At 68.3% G+C, this 13,838-nt stretch carries 11 protein-coding genes and 1 pseudogene; 4 read left to right on the top strand and 8 right to left on the bottom strand.

Going from position 1 to position 13,838, the window contains the following annotated elements; all coding sequences use genetic code 11:
• Together D7Y21_RS02795 and D7Y21_RS02800 are read right to left on the bottom strand one after the other, a co-directional pair.
• On the bottom strand, positions 1 to 181 hold a 181-nt coding region (locus D7Y21_RS02795; protein ID WP_233611943.1), incomplete at its 3' end, for a transposase.
• Positions 182 to 317: 136 nt separating this feature from the next.
• Complete coding sequence (locus tag D7Y21_RS02800; protein WP_120561439.1) at positions 318 to 1,724, bottom strand: M12 family metallopeptidase; 1,407 nt, start codon at positions 1,722 to 1,724, stop codon at positions 318 to 320.
• A 313-nt stretch (positions 1,725 to 2,037) separates the two neighbouring features.
• Here D7Y21_RS02800 and D7Y21_RS43580 point away from each other — a divergent pair.
• Positions 2,038 to 2,226 (top strand): annotated as a pseudogene (locus tag D7Y21_RS43580) (TetR/AcrR family transcriptional regulator); the annotation flags it as partial.
• A 6-nt stretch (positions 2,227 to 2,232) separates the two neighbouring features.
• Positions 2,233 to 2,757, top strand: coding sequence for a TetR/AcrR family transcriptional regulator C-terminal domain-containing protein (locus tag D7Y21_RS02805; protein ID WP_233591362.1), 525 nt, complete (start codon positions 2,233 to 2,235; stop codon positions 2,755 to 2,757).
• A 12-nt stretch (positions 2,758 to 2,769) separates the two neighbouring features.
• Here D7Y21_RS02805 and D7Y21_RS02810 read toward each other — a convergent pair whose 3' ends face one another.
• The 5 genes from D7Y21_RS02810 to D7Y21_RS02835 form a co-directional block, all read right to left on the bottom strand.
• Positions 2,770 to 4,173: an amidohydrolase family protein gene (locus tag D7Y21_RS02810; RefSeq protein ID WP_121711067.1), complete on the bottom strand. Its 1,404-nt coding sequence runs from the start codon at positions 4,171 to 4,173 to the stop codon at positions 2,770 to 2,772.
• Between the two features lie 87 nt (positions 4,174 to 4,260).
• A complete protein-coding gene (locus D7Y21_RS02815; RefSeq protein ID WP_121711069.1) occupies positions 4,261 to 4,899 on the bottom strand; it encodes a M23 family metallopeptidase in 639 nt (212 codons plus the stop codon).
• Positions 4,896 to 5,762 (bottom strand): PD40 domain-containing protein, encoded by an 867-nt coding sequence (locus D7Y21_RS02820; RefSeq protein WP_120561442.1) that lies wholly within the window; start codon positions 5,760 to 5,762, stop codon positions 4,896 to 4,898. The genes D7Y21_RS02815 and D7Y21_RS02820 overlap by 4 nt, the downstream gene beginning before the upstream one ends.
• Positions 5,763 to 6,974: 1,212 nt before the next feature.
• A complete protein-coding gene (locus D7Y21_RS02830; protein WP_158619195.1) occupies positions 6,975 to 8,156 on the bottom strand; it encodes a M57 family metalloprotease in 1,182 nt (393 codons plus the stop codon).
• A gap of 253 nt (positions 8,157 to 8,409) precedes the next feature.
• Positions 8,410 to 9,600 (bottom strand): kelch repeat-containing protein, encoded by a 1,191-nt coding sequence (locus D7Y21_RS02835; protein ID WP_120561444.1) that lies wholly within the window; start codon positions 9,598 to 9,600, stop codon positions 8,410 to 8,412.
• A 632-nt stretch (positions 9,601 to 10,232) separates the two neighbouring features.
• Here D7Y21_RS02835 and D7Y21_RS02840 point away from each other — a divergent pair.
• Positions 10,233 to 11,405 carry a hypothetical protein gene (locus D7Y21_RS02840; protein WP_233591363.1) on the top strand — a complete coding sequence of 391 codons (1,173 nt, stop codon included), beginning with the start codon at positions 10,233 to 10,235 and terminating at the stop codon, positions 11,403 to 11,405.
• Positions 11,406 to 11,596: 191 nt separating this feature from the next.
• Here the strand turns inward: D7Y21_RS02840 and D7Y21_RS02845 are convergent, their stop codons facing one another.
• Positions 11,597 to 13,168, bottom strand: a complete 1,572-nt coding sequence (locus D7Y21_RS02845; protein ID WP_121711072.1) for a serine hydrolase — start codon at positions 13,166 to 13,168, stop codon at positions 11,597 to 11,599.
• A 168-nt stretch (positions 13,169 to 13,336) separates the two neighbouring features.
• On the opposite strand from D7Y21_RS02845, the gene D7Y21_RS43290 reads away from it, so the two are divergent.
• Positions 13,337 to 13,819, top strand: a complete 483-nt coding sequence (locus D7Y21_RS43290) for a DNA alkylation repair protein (protein ID WP_121711074.1) — start codon at positions 13,337 to 13,339, stop codon at positions 13,817 to 13,819.
• Positions 13,820 to 13,838 lie beyond the last annotated feature (19 nt).

Below are 13,838 nucleotides of genomic sequence, written 5' to 3' on the forward strand. Positions count from 1 at the left end.
CCCCAGCCAGGAACTTCTCCCGCCACTCACTCAGCACGGCCGCCGTGACGCCCAGCTCCCGCGACAGGGCGTCGAGTTCCTCGCCCTTGAGCAACCGGAGCACCGCCTCCTTCTTGCGCTTCGCCGAGAACCGACCGCGCTCCGACGTCCTGTCCTGCTTCTGCTGCTTCTTCACATCCACCTCACAAGGGGGAGGTTATTCCCCCAGAGAGGTGTCTCAAGAAATCCTGGGGCGGAGGAGGACGAGAGCCCTGTTGAGGGAGAGGGCCTGAGCCCGGAGCCCACGAGGGCCCACGGGCTCTGGCGACGGCGGGGAGCTACCAGCCGTTGACGTACCAGGAGTGCCGCAGGGTGTTGTCCGTGCCGCGATAGAAGACATCCATCCGGCCGGGACCCCAGCTCGCGACATCGGGCGCGGAGGTCATCTCACCGCCGAGCCAGCTCCAGCCAGTCCAACTGGAACCCGTCCACGTGTTGACCCAGAGGCTGTTGTCCGTGCCCCGGCCGAACACCTCCAACTGGTTCACGCCGCGAGAAACCGCCGCCGGAGCGGAGGTGAAGCTGCCGCCCAGCGAGCCCCAGGCGCTCCAGGCGGTGCCATTCCAGTACTTGTGGAGGAAGCTGTTGTCAGAGCCCTTGGCGAACAGATCGATGCGGTTGGGTCCCCAGCTCACCGCGGCCGGATCCGACGTCACGACGCCCGGAATCACCGCCCACGACGTCCAGCCCGAGCCCGTCCATGCCTGGTGGTAGAGCTGGTTGTCCAGGCCCTGGCCGAACACGTCCAGCCGGTTCGCGCCCCAGGACGCCACGGCCGGGCCGGAGTTGAAGCCGCCACCCTGCGAATACCAGGCGCTCCAGGAGGAGCCATCCCACGCCTTGTGGAGCATGGAGTTGTCCGTGCCGCGCGCGAACACGTCGATGCGGTTGGAGCCCCAGCTCACCGCCGCCGGGTCGGAGGTGATGACGCCCGTGTGGAGGCCCCAGCCGCTCCAGCCCGCGCCCGCCCAGGCCTGGTGGTAGAGCTGGTTGTCCAGGCCCCGGACGAACACGTCCAGCCGGTTCGCGCCCCAGGACGCAGCCGCCGGGCCGGAAGACAAACCACCGCCCAGCGACTGCCAGGGGATGCCGTAGGTGATCTTCGCGCCCTGGATGTCCGTGGCGCTCAGGTTGCCATCCCCGTTCCAGGCCGGGTTGCAGTAGTTCATCACGGAGGCTAGGTCCCACGGCCCGATGAGCCAGTCACCCGAGGAGCCCTGCGCGGGCTCGGTGCAGGTGGAGGGCCGGTCCGGACGGTTCTGCTCGTGGGCGTAGCCCAGCGCGTGGCCGAACTCATGCACCGCGATGGCGTCGATGCAGTACTTGAGACTGCTGGCGCACGACGGGCTCCAGTTGGCGAACGTGAAGTTCAGCACCATGCCCTGGGCCCTGCCGTTGAGGCTGTTGCCCAGCGCCTTCACGTGCGGGCCCACGTCGCTGATGTTGATGCGGACGCCGTTGGACGAGGACGGACACGTCCCCCAGCCGGAGAAGCGCACGCTCGAGTTCGCCTCCCACGTGCGCGTCACCGCGTCGCGCACCCACTGCCGCTGGGTGGCGTTGCCGGCGGCCGGGTTCTCCCAACACACGGGGATGGTCAGCGGCCACCAGAGGGTGGAGGATGCCACGTAGAGTTCGGCCTCGCTGTGCCGCAGCGCTCCCGGCGGTGTCTGCTCGGAAGGCATGGACGCCTCCGGCGCGCTTCCGCAGCCAACCCATGCGCCAAGCCCGAGCGCCACGAGCAGCGCCCCCCTTGAGCGATGCGTGTTTTCAGTGAACATGTTTTCCCTCTTGCGTCCGCCCACTCCTCGGACGGGGCCTGCATGGCCCACGCATCCCGGGCGCGACAAGCCACGTTCTGGCACAAAGCCTGACGCACTTGAAGTGAAGTCGGGTTGATTCAGTGTCCGCGGAAATTGCCTGGATACAGGCCTGGGAGGGTGTTGAAATTGTTTGTGAATCACCGTCGCTTCTGACGGACGGGATATGCTCCGGCGCATGACCTTCGGCGCGGGCAGTCCTCGAGGAGTACGTAGGCGTCGGCCTCAGTTGTCGCGAGACACCGTGGTTCAGACCGCCGTCGCGCTCGTCCGGGAACAGGGATTGCGACAGCTCTCCATGCGGACGCTGGCCGAACGGCTCCGGGTCACGCCCATGGCGATATACAAGCATGTCGCGAACCGGGATGCACTCGTGCTTCTGTGCGCCGAGACCATCCTCCAGACCCTGGTGTTGCCCTCGGAGCAACAGGATCCGGTGGCGTGGCTCCGGCTGCTCGCGGGCCGTCTGCGTACCTTGGGGCTGGCGCATCCGGGGCTGATGGAATTCCTGCTGGAGCAAGGTCCTGTCGTCCACACGGCGCTCGTCATCCTCGACCGGACCGTGAGCGGACTTCACGCCGCCGGCATCCCGTGGAAGGAGGCGGGGGCGCTGCACAACACGTTCTTCTCCTGGCTGGCCGGAGCCATCCGCCGGCAAGAGCCGTGGGACGTGGGGCCACCGGGGACGCCGCCGCCGTTCGAGCGGTTCTTCGCGGCGGCCCAGGCGCTTCCCGCCAGGGACTACCCGGGGCTTGCTCACAGCGTGCCGCACATGCGGGCCACCGACGTGGAGCGGGAGTTCGAGCAGAGCCTCGGCTTCATGCTGGAGGGCATCCAGCGGCGCATCGACGCACGGCGGGTCCCCGCGCGGAAGCGCCCCCGCCGTCACCAGCGCTGAGTGGGCGTCACGTCACGCGTCCTTCGTGCCTCCAGCGCCTCCCATGTCCCAGTGCGCGGAGAGGTCCTCCCGTCCGCCCAGGAGTGCGTCCGGTCCTCCCACCCGGGCGAGCACCGCGTCGCGGGCTTCGATGACCCGGCGCCGGACCGTGGCCAGGTCCACGCCCACCAGGGCGCCCTGGAACTTCGCCCACCGTCCGCGCACCATCACTGATTCGACGTTGCCCGCATGCGCCTGGAGCACCACCGCGTCGCGGGGACGGTTGAGCGGCGTCAGGTTCAGTGCATCGGCGGCGAGGACGATGAGGTCCGCGTCCTTGCCCGGCCGCAGCGAGCCCGTCACGCGTCCCAGCCCCAGGGCTTCCGCGGCGTCGAGCGTCACCATCGGCAGCATGCGAGCGGCCTTGAGCGCGAGGACCTTGGACAGCCCGTCCTTCTCATGGGCTCGGGCCCGCTCCACCTGGAGGGCCAGCCGCATCGCGGTGAACAGGTCCCCGCCGTTGCTGGAGACGACGTCGCAGCCGAGCGTCGTCCGGACCCCCGCGCGCAGCGCGCGTCCGGTGACGGGGAAGCCCATGCCCATCTGAAGCTCCGTCTCCGGCGTCACCGCGACGGCACCGCCGCTGTCGGCGATGCGCCGCAGGTCCTCGTCGGAGCTCCACGTGCAGTGGACGAAGAGCACGTCCGGACCGAGCAGGCCTTCGTCCGCCATCCGCCGCACTTCGCTCGGGCCCGACACGGGCCACGCGGAGCAGTGGGCGGTGATGGGGACGCCCAGCTCGCGTGCGGAGAGGAGCTCCGCCCGGCTCTGCTCCCAGGGAACCTGCATCTCCGTCAGCGCGACGCCCATGCGGACAAGCCCGCTGTCGGAGGCCAGCCGGGTGGAGCGCAGGCGTCGGGCGTCCTGTCTCCGGCTCGCGGGGGTCGGCAGCGCGGCGCTCTCCTGGGGACCCGCCGCGTAGCCGTAGGCGAAGAGGGCCCGGATGCCGGAGTCCTCCAGCGCAGTGAGCGCGGCGTCCGCGTGCGCGGGGGACTCCACGCAGTGCGAATAGTCCACGAGCGTGGTGATGCCCGCGTCCAGGGCCTCCAGCGCCCCGGCCAGGTTGGCGGCATGCACGTCCTCCGGCTGGAACGCGGGCGACAGCTTCACGCGCACCGCCGCCAGGTAGTCCATCACCGTCCAGTCCGCCCCCAGGGCGCGCAGCGGCGTCTGCCACGTGTGCCGGTGCGCATCGATGAGGCCGGGCAGGATCAGCCTCCCGCGCAGGTCGACGACGCGACAGTCCCCGGCGTGCAACTGGGGACCCATCGCGACGATGCGCCCGTCCTCCACCAGGACGTCACCTCGCGGCAGGTCCGCCTGTTCGGGGTCGCAGGTGATGATCTCAGCCCCACGCAGCAGCCATCGGTCGCCCATGCGGTGTTCCTCCTGTCGGGTCCAGCGGGTATACAGTGTATACCCACTGGACCCGGGAAGGCTTTCCCAGGGGATGGCGGTGGCGGGTTACTGGCAGGTGATGCCGGGGAGGCCGCGGTAGGCGCCCTGCGCGGTCCACCGCGTGTAGGGCGTTCCGCAGGAGCCCGCGTACGGGTCATCCGTGCCGTAGCCGGGGACCCAGTATTCGAAGTGCAGGTGTGGGCCGGTGGAGGCGCCGGACGAGCCCACCCGGGCGATCCAGTTTCCGCAGGCGAGGGTCGTGCCCCGTGCGAACTGCTGGGTGTATGCCTTCAGGTGCCAGTATTTGGTCTGCGTGTTGTCCGGGTGTCGCATGATGATGTAGTTGGCCGTGTAGAGGCCGCAGGCGGCGTAGGGGTTGGCCTGGTCCCAGTAGTTGCACCGGTCGAAATAGCCATCCACGGACGCCTCGACGTAGCCCCGGGCTGCGTTCATGGCCCAGACGCCGTAGTCCATCTTGCTGAACCCGCCGACCAGCGCGTAGTCGATGCCTGTGTGGCCGCTGTAGCGCACGCCGCCGCAGGCGTAGTCCCGGCCGCCGTAGTCCTTGTATGCGCTCACCACGCAGCCACCGTTGCCGCACTGGTCCGCGAGCTGTGAGGCAGGGAAGCGGAACATCGTCTGGGCGGAGGACACCGCAGGGAAGGCCAGCAGCGCGAAGGCCAGCGCGAGGGGCAGGGACTTCACGGCTCACCTCCCACATCCGGAGCCGCGTGGCCGGTGCGCACATTGAGCTTCCAGAACGCACCGCCGCCGGCGTTGTAGCGAAGCACGTCCTCGTTCAGCCACTCCATGTGGTGGGTGGAGACGGGCGGGGGCACGAACTCCTTGGGCGGGCCTCCGAACAGCATCCAGTTCTCCAGGCCGACGTTGGTGAGCTGCCGGGCCGGCGCGCCCTCCACGTTCGTCACGTAGAACGACGCCACGCTGGTCCGGCCGGACACGAACACCACGGTCTTGCCATCGGGGGAGATGCTGGGCGTCGCGTCCACGCCGGGGCCATCCGCCAGGACCTTCACGCGGCCCTGGAGGTCGATGAGGCCCACGGCGGTTTCATGCGGCCCCTCGCTGTTCATCAGCAGCGTGGCCACCAGCGCGTCTCCCTTCGCCGTGGGGAACAGGTCCCCGCCCACGCCCCGCGCGAGCAGCCGGTCCTGGCCATGGGCGTCGCGCATGCGCAGGGTGCCATCACCTTCCAGCAGCGCCACGTCCGTTCCCACCGAGCGGGCTTCGCGGTACTTGAACTCGCGGGCCACCATGCGCACCGCGCCGGTGGATTCGTCGTACCGGACGATGGCCAGCAGGGGCAGTTCGTCCGTGCCCAGCGGCTCCGCGGGAATCTCCGCGACGACGCCCGCCAGCATTCCCTGGCCCTGGCCGAAGAGGTGGATGAACCGGGCCTTGGGGCCGAACTCCTTCGCGACGGCGGGGACCAGGGACTCACGCGCCTTGGTGACACGGCGCAGATCCGCCGGATTCAGGCGGTCCGCCGCCAGGGCACTGGTGGCCGCAAGCGTCATCACTGTGAGTGTCAGGAATTGTTTTCGCATCTCGCTCCAGGGGAGGGGGAAACAGCGGGGGAGGATGTGTCGACAGGGTTTTCTCGCGTCCCGTGAATGAGTTGCTTTGAAAATGGTTATTCGTGTAATTCTTGAAAATTACATGTTTGTCGTCTGTTCGCCCGCGCGGGTGGGCCGTATAGGAGGGACGGGAGCCCTGTTAAGGGAGAGGGCTGGAGCCGGGGAGCCGAAGAAGGCGGCTGACGGGGCCTCAGGCTGTGCGCCAATGCGGCGAGGAGGTCGTGCAGTCCCCTCTGGGCACACGTCGGCCCAGGCGGCCCATCCAGCAAGGGCAGCAGGGGCATAGGCTTCTGGGGCAGCGCGACTGCTTGTGGCTCAACACCACGCCAGCTGGGGTGGCCCTTGCGTCGGGACCAGCTTCGCAGGCCGCGTGGGCAGCCCCAGGTGCTCCAGAATGGAGCGCACCGCCTTGCAAGAAAAGGCAACGAGCAATTCGTCCTTGCGACTCTCGCAGCGCACCGCTGGAGTACCGTGGCCCCTGGTGCCGTCTCCGGAAATGTCTCCAAGACTGCGGGGCCTACAGGCGACAGGCGGGACGGGGGAGGACAGCCCCATGGATGCGAAGCGCCTGGGTTTACTCATGATTTAGCGAAAGACGTGCACCGTCGCGGGTTTAGGGCACCCCGTGTCCACGGGTTCAAATCCTGTCCCCTCGACCAAATGACGAAGCTGTCTGGAGGCCGAAAGGTCTCCAGCCCGTCTTCATTTTCGGGATGAGCAAGGCGCCCTGGCTGGATTGCCAGCGTCACGCCGCTGGGGACCGGGCAACCGACTCTCCCGCTTCCGCGTGAGGGCAGCAGGGATGCTGGCGGGCTGTGGGGGCACGTCCGACGGAGATGTGTACATTACGTGCGCCAACGGCACCACGTGCACTGGTCCCGCTGCCACGTGCGAGGCGCAGTGTGCCTCATCCAGCGCGGACTCGAAGCATGCTTCCTGGGGCGTCATGTATTGCTGCGACGGCAGCGAATGCCGCACCCCCGGCTCTCCTTCCATTCGCTTCAGCTACTGCGAGTCCCGCGACGGCGTTTGCTGACGTCGGGTTGACACCTCTCGTTCCGCCAAAGCGGCCCGCCCCAACGTTCAGGGAGGGCCGCTGTGCTTCATCCACCGAGCGTTGCGCGTGCGCTCACGCCCTGGGGCCGATGGCGGCGCCGTAGTCCAGGCTGTCAGCCCGTCAGGTCAGTGGCCCCCGGTGCCGCTGGTCCACAGCACCTGTCCCTGCGGCGAATAGATGACCAGGTTGCCGTCGTTCTGGAGCGCCAGCGCGGAGCCCGGGTTCCCATAGGTCCCGGAATGCCAGATGGCCCTCCCGAGACCCGAGTAGATGACGAGGTTGCCGTCGGTCTGCATGTACGTGCCGTAGCCCGGCTGCCCCGAGGTGCCAGACGTCCAGAGCGTCTGGACGGTTGCTCCGCCAGGGCCCGGGGTGTACTTGACGAGCTGAAGGATGCCGAACGGCGAGTGGTGGAGATAGAAACGGCCATCGCACGACCAGAGAAGTTGATCCCGGTCGAGGCCCTTGCCACCGAGAATCTGGCCGCACCCTGTCGGAGCGCTCGCGTTGACCCAGACGCGGCTGCCGTAGAGCTGGGTGGCCCCCTCGTGGTCGGTGGTGGACGGGCCCGTGGAGTTGAAGCCGCCGCACTCCGGATAGGGGTAGTTCATGATGGAGCCCGCGTCATACGGCGTGACGCCTCGCCAGCCCCCGGGCTCCATGCCGGCGTAGCACATGCCGGACTGGAGGAACTCGTGACGGAAGCCGAGCGTATGACCCAGCTCGTGCGTCAGGATGCCCGCCAGCGTCGCCCAGCCCTGGAGGTTGAACGCGGAGGCATCGAGATCGAGCGTGCGTAGCGGTCGCGCGGTTCCGGGAAAGAAGGCGGTCGCAAGGGCCGCGCCTCCCGACATGGGGCTGACGTTGAAGACGACGCTCCCGTTCGCGTTGGTGCAGTTGGTGTCCTGCGCGGGAACATAGACGAAGTTGATGCGAGCCTTCGCGCCCCAGGCGGCGCCAGCGGTGCTCATGGCGTTGACGACGGCCTGCTTGTTGCCTCCGAAAGAGTCGCTGACGCAATAGGTGAGATAGAGCTGCTCGCCGTTCCTCCAGATTGCGTCCAGCGCCGCATTGTACTGGTTGACGGTGAGGGCTCCGTTCTGTGGATGCATCCGCTCCCAGGCCTGCCTCAGCTCCGTCAGGTCATGCGCCACCATGTCCCCGTCGTAGATGTACCGGCCGCGCGAGTCCTGGTGGACGGTGCCGCGAAACTCCTCGAACGTGACAGCCCGTCCGGAGGTATTGGAGAGTGTGTCGCTTTCCGTTCCCTCCGGTGCCGGCCCGCAGCCGCCGCAGACGAGAGCCATTACAAGCGTGGCACGCACAAATGTCTTGGATTTCTTCATGGGGTGAGCCGTTCCTCAATGCAGGATGGGTGGAAGGCCATGAAGGCTTGAATTCCTATCAGCGTCAAGGAACCGCTCGGGTTGCACGGATTTCTTGCTCAGTCATTGGCTGACGGAAGCCCAGGCTGCCCTCCATCAAAAGGGCTCAAGCTCAAGAAGTAGACACCCGCGCCTCGGGGCTCCCGCATGCGAGCGGGGCCCCGGGGCACTCAGGTCACGGGGTGTAGAGCTCCGTGGATGCGAGCCCCAGGCCCGAGCTGTTGGTTCCGCCCACCGCCAGCACCTTGCCCGACGGCAGGGGGCTGAGCGTGAAGTGGTTGCGCACCGCCAGCATGCTGGTCGTGGCGCTCCAGGTGCCGGTGGCCGGGTCGTACAGGCTCGCGCTGGACAGGAATTGCGTCGTGGTGGTGCTGCCAATCTTGTTCAGGCCCCCCGCCACCAGGACGGCGCCCGAAGGCAGTGCGGCGGCGGCGTGGCCGTGGCGCGGGCTGCTCATCGTGCCCGCGGACGACATGGTGCCCGCGCTGAACGACTCGGCCGCGGAGACCGAGTAGTGACCGGGGAGCCTGCCGTTGCCGGCCACCCCTCCCACGATCAGCGCATCGCCGGAGGGCAGCAGGAGCGACAGGTGCTCGCTGCGGCCCGTGGCGAGGCTTCCTGTCGTGGACCAGGTGCCGGTGGCGGGGTCGTACAGCTCCGCGCTGTCGATCCGGTACAGGGAGGTGAAGATCATGTAGAGGCCGCCGCTGACGAGCACCTGCCCGTTGCCGAGCCGCAAGGCGGAGTGGTCCATGCGGCCCTCGGCGAGGCTGCCCGTGGCGGACCAGGTGCCGGTGGCCGGGTCGTACAGCTCGCAGCTGGTCAGGTAGACGCCCCCAGTGCCACGGCCGCCCGTGACGAGGACCTGTCCCGAGGACAGCAGGGTCGCGGAGAAGTTGGTGCGGAGCGTGGAGAGGCTGCCGGTGGCGGTCCACGTCCCCGTGGCCGGGTCGTACAGCTCCGCGGTGGTGGTGCTGCCGAAGGTGCCGCCGATGACGAGCACCTTGCCCGACGACAGCAGGACGGCGACGTGGGCCGAGCGGGCCTGCGTCATGCTCCCCGTGGCGGCCCAGGTGTTGGTTGCCGGGTTATAGAGCGCCGCGCTGGAAAGGTAGGTGGTCGTGCCAGGGTCGCCGCCCGCCACCAGCACCTTGCCCGACGGCAGGACGGTGGCGCTGTGGTCGAATCGGGCCGTGGACATCGGCGCGGCGGAGCTCCAACTGGCGAGGGCCTGGCGCTCGGTGGCCACCTCGACCGCGGGGGAGGGCCCCGTCGGCTCCTGGTCGTAGTACGGGCCGGGACCGCAAGCCGTGCTGGCGAGCAGCAACACGATGGATGGGAAGGTGGATGCGAAGGAACGCGTCATGGATTGCCCCCCTTGGAGCGAAGCCCTGCCATGGCAAGAAGGTCCTTGTCATGTTCGGGCGTGATCGCCGGCTCACGCGAAGGTGGAAGCCTTTCCATCCCTCACGGAGCGGCGACGCGCATCCTTGTCACCGACAATGGGAGACTTCAAGTCCGCGCGGCAACACCCGGGTGGCACCCCACACTCATGGGTAATGCATCACCCATACACACCACGGCTCGTCATCCCCGCGTGGGTTGGGCAGATGCAATGTGTGGGGCGTGAATGTGCGCTGACGGTCCTCGCGGTGGCGGCGTGGCCATGAAGGGCAGCCAAACCATTTCATCTACGAAATGAGTCTCTCGGCCCATCGAGCAGCAGGTGCGCGGACAATTCGTCTGTCAGGGTGGCAAGCGGGTGAGTAGGTGGACGCGTGAGCCTGATGGTTCCATCCAGCGGACCTTCCCCTGGCGAAGGAGAAGACGCGTTCGTCTTCGACCTGGGGAAGCCGGGGCAGGGCGAACGGCTCGCGGCCACCCTGGCAACCCGGGACAATGATGAAACGGGCTGGAGCTCATCTGGCGCTTCAGCCCGCTTTCATCTGGGGCTCGTTCTTCGTCCCCTACGGCATTCGTTGAGCGACAATGGCGGACATGGCGGTCCGCCTTGCGTTCCTCGTGTGTCTCCTCGCTGCATTGCCCGCCGCCGCCAACGTGGCCGCATCCAGGCGGACGCCGGCGACCTTCACCCTGTCCCCGGGGACCGCGCGCACGCGCACGGAGGTGCTCAGCGAGAAGCTGGACTTCGATTGCGCGGAGGCGGAGCAGGAGGCGGTCTGTCGCTTCGAGGCGCGTTACCGGCTGCGCAACGGGACCTCCGAGGCGGAGGTCATCGATGCCGCCTTCCTGGGACTCCGGACGCGCGAGGTCCGCGTGCGATTCGACGAGGAGCCTCTCCCGGTGACAGAGGGGCAGGGGGCAGCGATGGGCCCCACACCGGAGGATGCGTTCGGAAGGCCCGCGCATTCCCCGGTGGAGCGCTTTGGCTTCACCCTCACGCTTCCGCCCGGGCGGGAAGGGGAGCTGTGGGTGCGCGGCGTGATGCAGCTCGAGCGGCGCTTCCTGCCCTCGGGGTACGTGTGGCCCGCGGTCCAGTCGCGCCACGCACTGCTGTCCCCCGGACCGGCGCGGGCCACGCACTGGGACATCGACTATCTGCTGGGGCCCATCCGGACCTGGGCGGGCAACCCCACGCTCCACGTCACGGTGCGTGTCCCTTCCGCGTGGGAGGTGGGCAGCAGCCCGGATGCATCCGCGCGCACGCTGCCGGTGGCCACGGGCTGGCGGCTTCGGCATGAGGGCGAGCAGGTGGTGGCGGAGCGGAGCCTCACGGCGGAGAGCGCGCCCGAGTGGCTCAACGTCACGCTGACGAAGCCCCAGCCGTGGTGGATTCCGGGCGGTGTGCAGTTGGGCCTGGGCGCGCGGCTCGGGGGCGGTTCCCGCTTCATGGCGCGGCTCGGCTACCAGCTCGCCGCGCCCGAGTCCTTCCTGCATTCGCTCTCGGTGGAGACGGACTTCCGAGAGCAGCTCGTCCTCACGCCGCTCACGCAGTATGCGACGCCCCAGGTCGTCATCATCCCGAGCCTCGGGCTCGGCCTGGGTGTGCCGGTGCAGGTGCTCCCCGAAGCCAGGCCGGGACTGCGGCTGCTCGCGGACCTGCACTTCGGTCCGCTGGGGGCCGCGCTCAGCTGGGACCACTATCCGGCGCTGTGGGAGGGCACGGACTCCTTCTCGCGGCTCATCCTCCTGTTCCAGGTAGGGCTGTAGGCCGGCCGCATCTCCCTCTCGCGCTGTCCCGGAGGGGCACGTCCGCCGCGCGCAGGTGCCCGGGCGCGTCCGTGGCGCGACCATAGGCGTGGAGCAGGCGGGACCAGTCGGTCGTTTCGAGGGCGGAGCGACCCGTGAGCATGCGCGAGACTGTAGCGCCTCCAGGCGCGGCGCTTGTGATTGCCTTCCGCTCACTTCCCGGTGGGCACGCCAAGTTTCCCGAGGACCTTCACCGCATTGGCATTCCCCGGGTCCAGTGCGAGTGACTTCCTGTAGCTCGCGATGGCCTCGTCCTTCTGTCCCAGTTGGAGCTGTGCCTCGCCGAGGCTGTCGTAGGCATTCGCATCCGTCGGGAAGAGCTTCACGTTCGCTTCGAACACCCGCACCGCTTCCGCGCCCTTGCCGTCTCCCAGCATCTGGTAACCGAGCTGGTTCAGGTGCCCCGACTCCAGGCCCTTCATGCCCTCGCGATGCTTCGCGGTGTACCAGGCGAGCGCGGTGTCGACGCCCTTGAGCCGCATGAGCACATCCACCTGTGCGGACGGCGACACGGGCTCGGGCCTGAACGCGGTCCAGGCATACTCGGACGCGACGCTGGCGATGAGGCGGTCGAAGAGCAGGAAGCCGTTGTCGGAGTTGGCCATGACGACCACGCCGCTGCCCGTGTCACTGAAGGCCATGAACGCGGCCTGGAAGCCTTCGTCCGCGCCTCCGTGCCAGAAGCGGTCGGTGCCGGGTTCCACCTGGAAGCCCAGCCCGAACCGCTCCGACTGCCGCGTCAGCATCTGCTTCGTCATCGCTTGTGACAGCACTCGCTTGGACTTCCCCGCTTTCGCGCTGGACACTTCGAGGGCGACCCGCGCGAGGTCGGACGGCGTGGTCCACAGTCCGGCCGCGGCCATCTCCGGGTACACGTGCCAGCGGCCCGCGACGCTCTTCCCGCTGGGGTACGTCCCGGTCGCCGTCCTGGCGGCGAGGGCCGGAGGCAGGGGCTGCTCGTAGGAACTGCTGCTCATGCCGAGCGGCTTCAGCACCGTTTCCCGCATGACCTGGGGGAACGGCTTCTGGAGCTGATCCACCATCATCAGCTGGACGATGGACGTGCCACCGCCGCTGTAGCGCGTCTTCGTACCGGGGACGAGGTCGACGCGCACCGGGGCGGTGTTCGCGGGCGCCACGCCCTCCAGCACCTGCACCAGCGTGGGCATGGGCGCGTCCACGGCGTACCCGGGGAAGCCATGCACGGTCGTCCCCGCGCTGTGGCTGAGCAGCCGGCGCAGGGTGACCTTCTGCTCCTTCGTGAAGTCGTTCTCGGGGACATTCCACGAGCGCAGCCTGTCGTTGATGTTCTCATCGAGCGACCATTTGCCGGCCTCGGCGAAGTGCAGCGCCGCCAGGGCCGTCACCGGCTTGCTGATGGAGCCCGCCTGGAACAGCGTCTCCAGGGTGACGGGCTCCGAGCCACCCGCCTCCCTCACGCCATAGGTCCTGGCCCAGACGATGGCGTGCTTGTCGAAGACGGCGATGCTCAGTCCGGGGATCCGGTACAGCGCCATCCACTGCGGGAGCGTCAGGCTCTGGGGTTTCTCGCCTTCGATGACGACCGGGGCCAGGCCCGCCTCCACTCGCGCAGCGCGGGCCGCCTGAGCAGGGCTGGCCAACCATTGCGTGGCGGGCTTCTTCGTCCCCTCCGCCGCGAGGGCCGCACCACCCGGGCTGAACAGGATGGCCGCGAGCACGAGGCGGGACAGGGAACGACGCATGGGTTCACCGAAGGAAGGGGGTGGGACGCGAGGTGTACGCCAGCCTATCCATTCGATTGCACCCTGGAGCTCGACCCGGCCGGTGGCGAGTCGGTGGCCAGGGCCCTGTGGCTAAAAGCGAAGGGCCCGGAACCTTTCGATTCCGGGCCCTTCTCAGTGGCGAGGAGTATGGGACTTGAACCCGTGGGCAGGGCGATAGCAAACCCCAGGCAGGACGCGCTGTTACCCGCTATCGCCTTGATCTCACGTCGGTTCGTGGTGCCGCCCCATCCCGTCTTGTCCCGTTCTCAGCCCCGCTGGAGGGGCACACTGGGGGCACATGCGGCCCCACAGGGTCAACCCGCTCACGGACGCGAGCGGCCCGAGTTCCCCAGTCTCGCAGGGCTCACGAGAAGCCAGTGGGAGGCTGACGGCAGCGTGTGCCCTGGCGAGGTGATCCCCGGCAATGCACGCCAATTGCTATCGGATCCAGAGCCGTACGTGCAGAAGAGCGTGGGGTTGCTGCTGAAGGTAGCGGCGGACCACCACCGGGAGGCGGTGGTGAGGTTCATCCAGGAGAACATCTCCGGGATGCAGCGGGATACCCTGCGCTATGCCATTGAGCGGCTGGAGCCGGAGCAACGCAAGGCGCTGGAGTACAAGACGTCCTGAGCTCGCGGTGCCGGGCAGC

Source organism: Corallococcus sp. AB045 (genome assembly GCF_003668895.1).
Classification (GTDB): Bacteria; Myxococcota; Myxococcia; order Myxococcales; family Myxococcaceae; genus Corallococcus; species Corallococcus coralloides.

What these genes read in the sequence shown, in the direction of transcription:
- D7Y21_RS02800 (WP_120561439.1), bottom strand. Translation starts at nt 1,724, where the DNA reads ATGCCTTCCGAGCAGACACCGCCGGGAGCGCTGCGGCACAGCGAGGCC.
- D7Y21_RS02810 (WP_121711067.1), bottom strand. Translation starts at nt 4,173, where the DNA reads ATGGGCGACCGATGGCTGCTGCGTGGGGCTGAGATCATCACCTGCGAC.
- D7Y21_RS02820 (WP_120561442.1), bottom strand. Translation starts at nt 5,762, where the DNA reads ATGCGAAAACAATTCCTGACACTCACAGTGATGACGCTTGCGGCCACC.
- D7Y21_RS02830 (WP_158619195.1), bottom strand. Translation starts at nt 8,156, where the DNA reads ATGGCTCTCGTCTGCGGCGGCTGCGGGCCGGCACCGGAGGGAACGGAA.
- D7Y21_RS02835 (WP_120561444.1), bottom strand. Translation starts at nt 9,600, where the DNA reads ATGACGCGTTCCTTCGCATCCACCTTCCCATCCATCGTGTTGCTGCTC.
- D7Y21_RS02840 (WP_233591363.1), top strand. Translation starts at nt 10,233, where the DNA reads ATGGCGGTCCGCCTTGCGTTCCTCGTGTGTCTCCTCGCTGCATTGCCC.
- D7Y21_RS02845 (WP_121711072.1), bottom strand. Translation starts at nt 13,168, where the DNA reads ATGCGTCGTTCCCTGTCCCGCCTCGTGCTCGCGGCCATCCTGTTCAGC.
- D7Y21_RS43290 (WP_121711074.1), top strand. Translation starts at nt 13,337, where the DNA reads ATGGGACTTGAACCCGTGGGCAGGGCGATAGCAAACCCCAGGCAGGAC.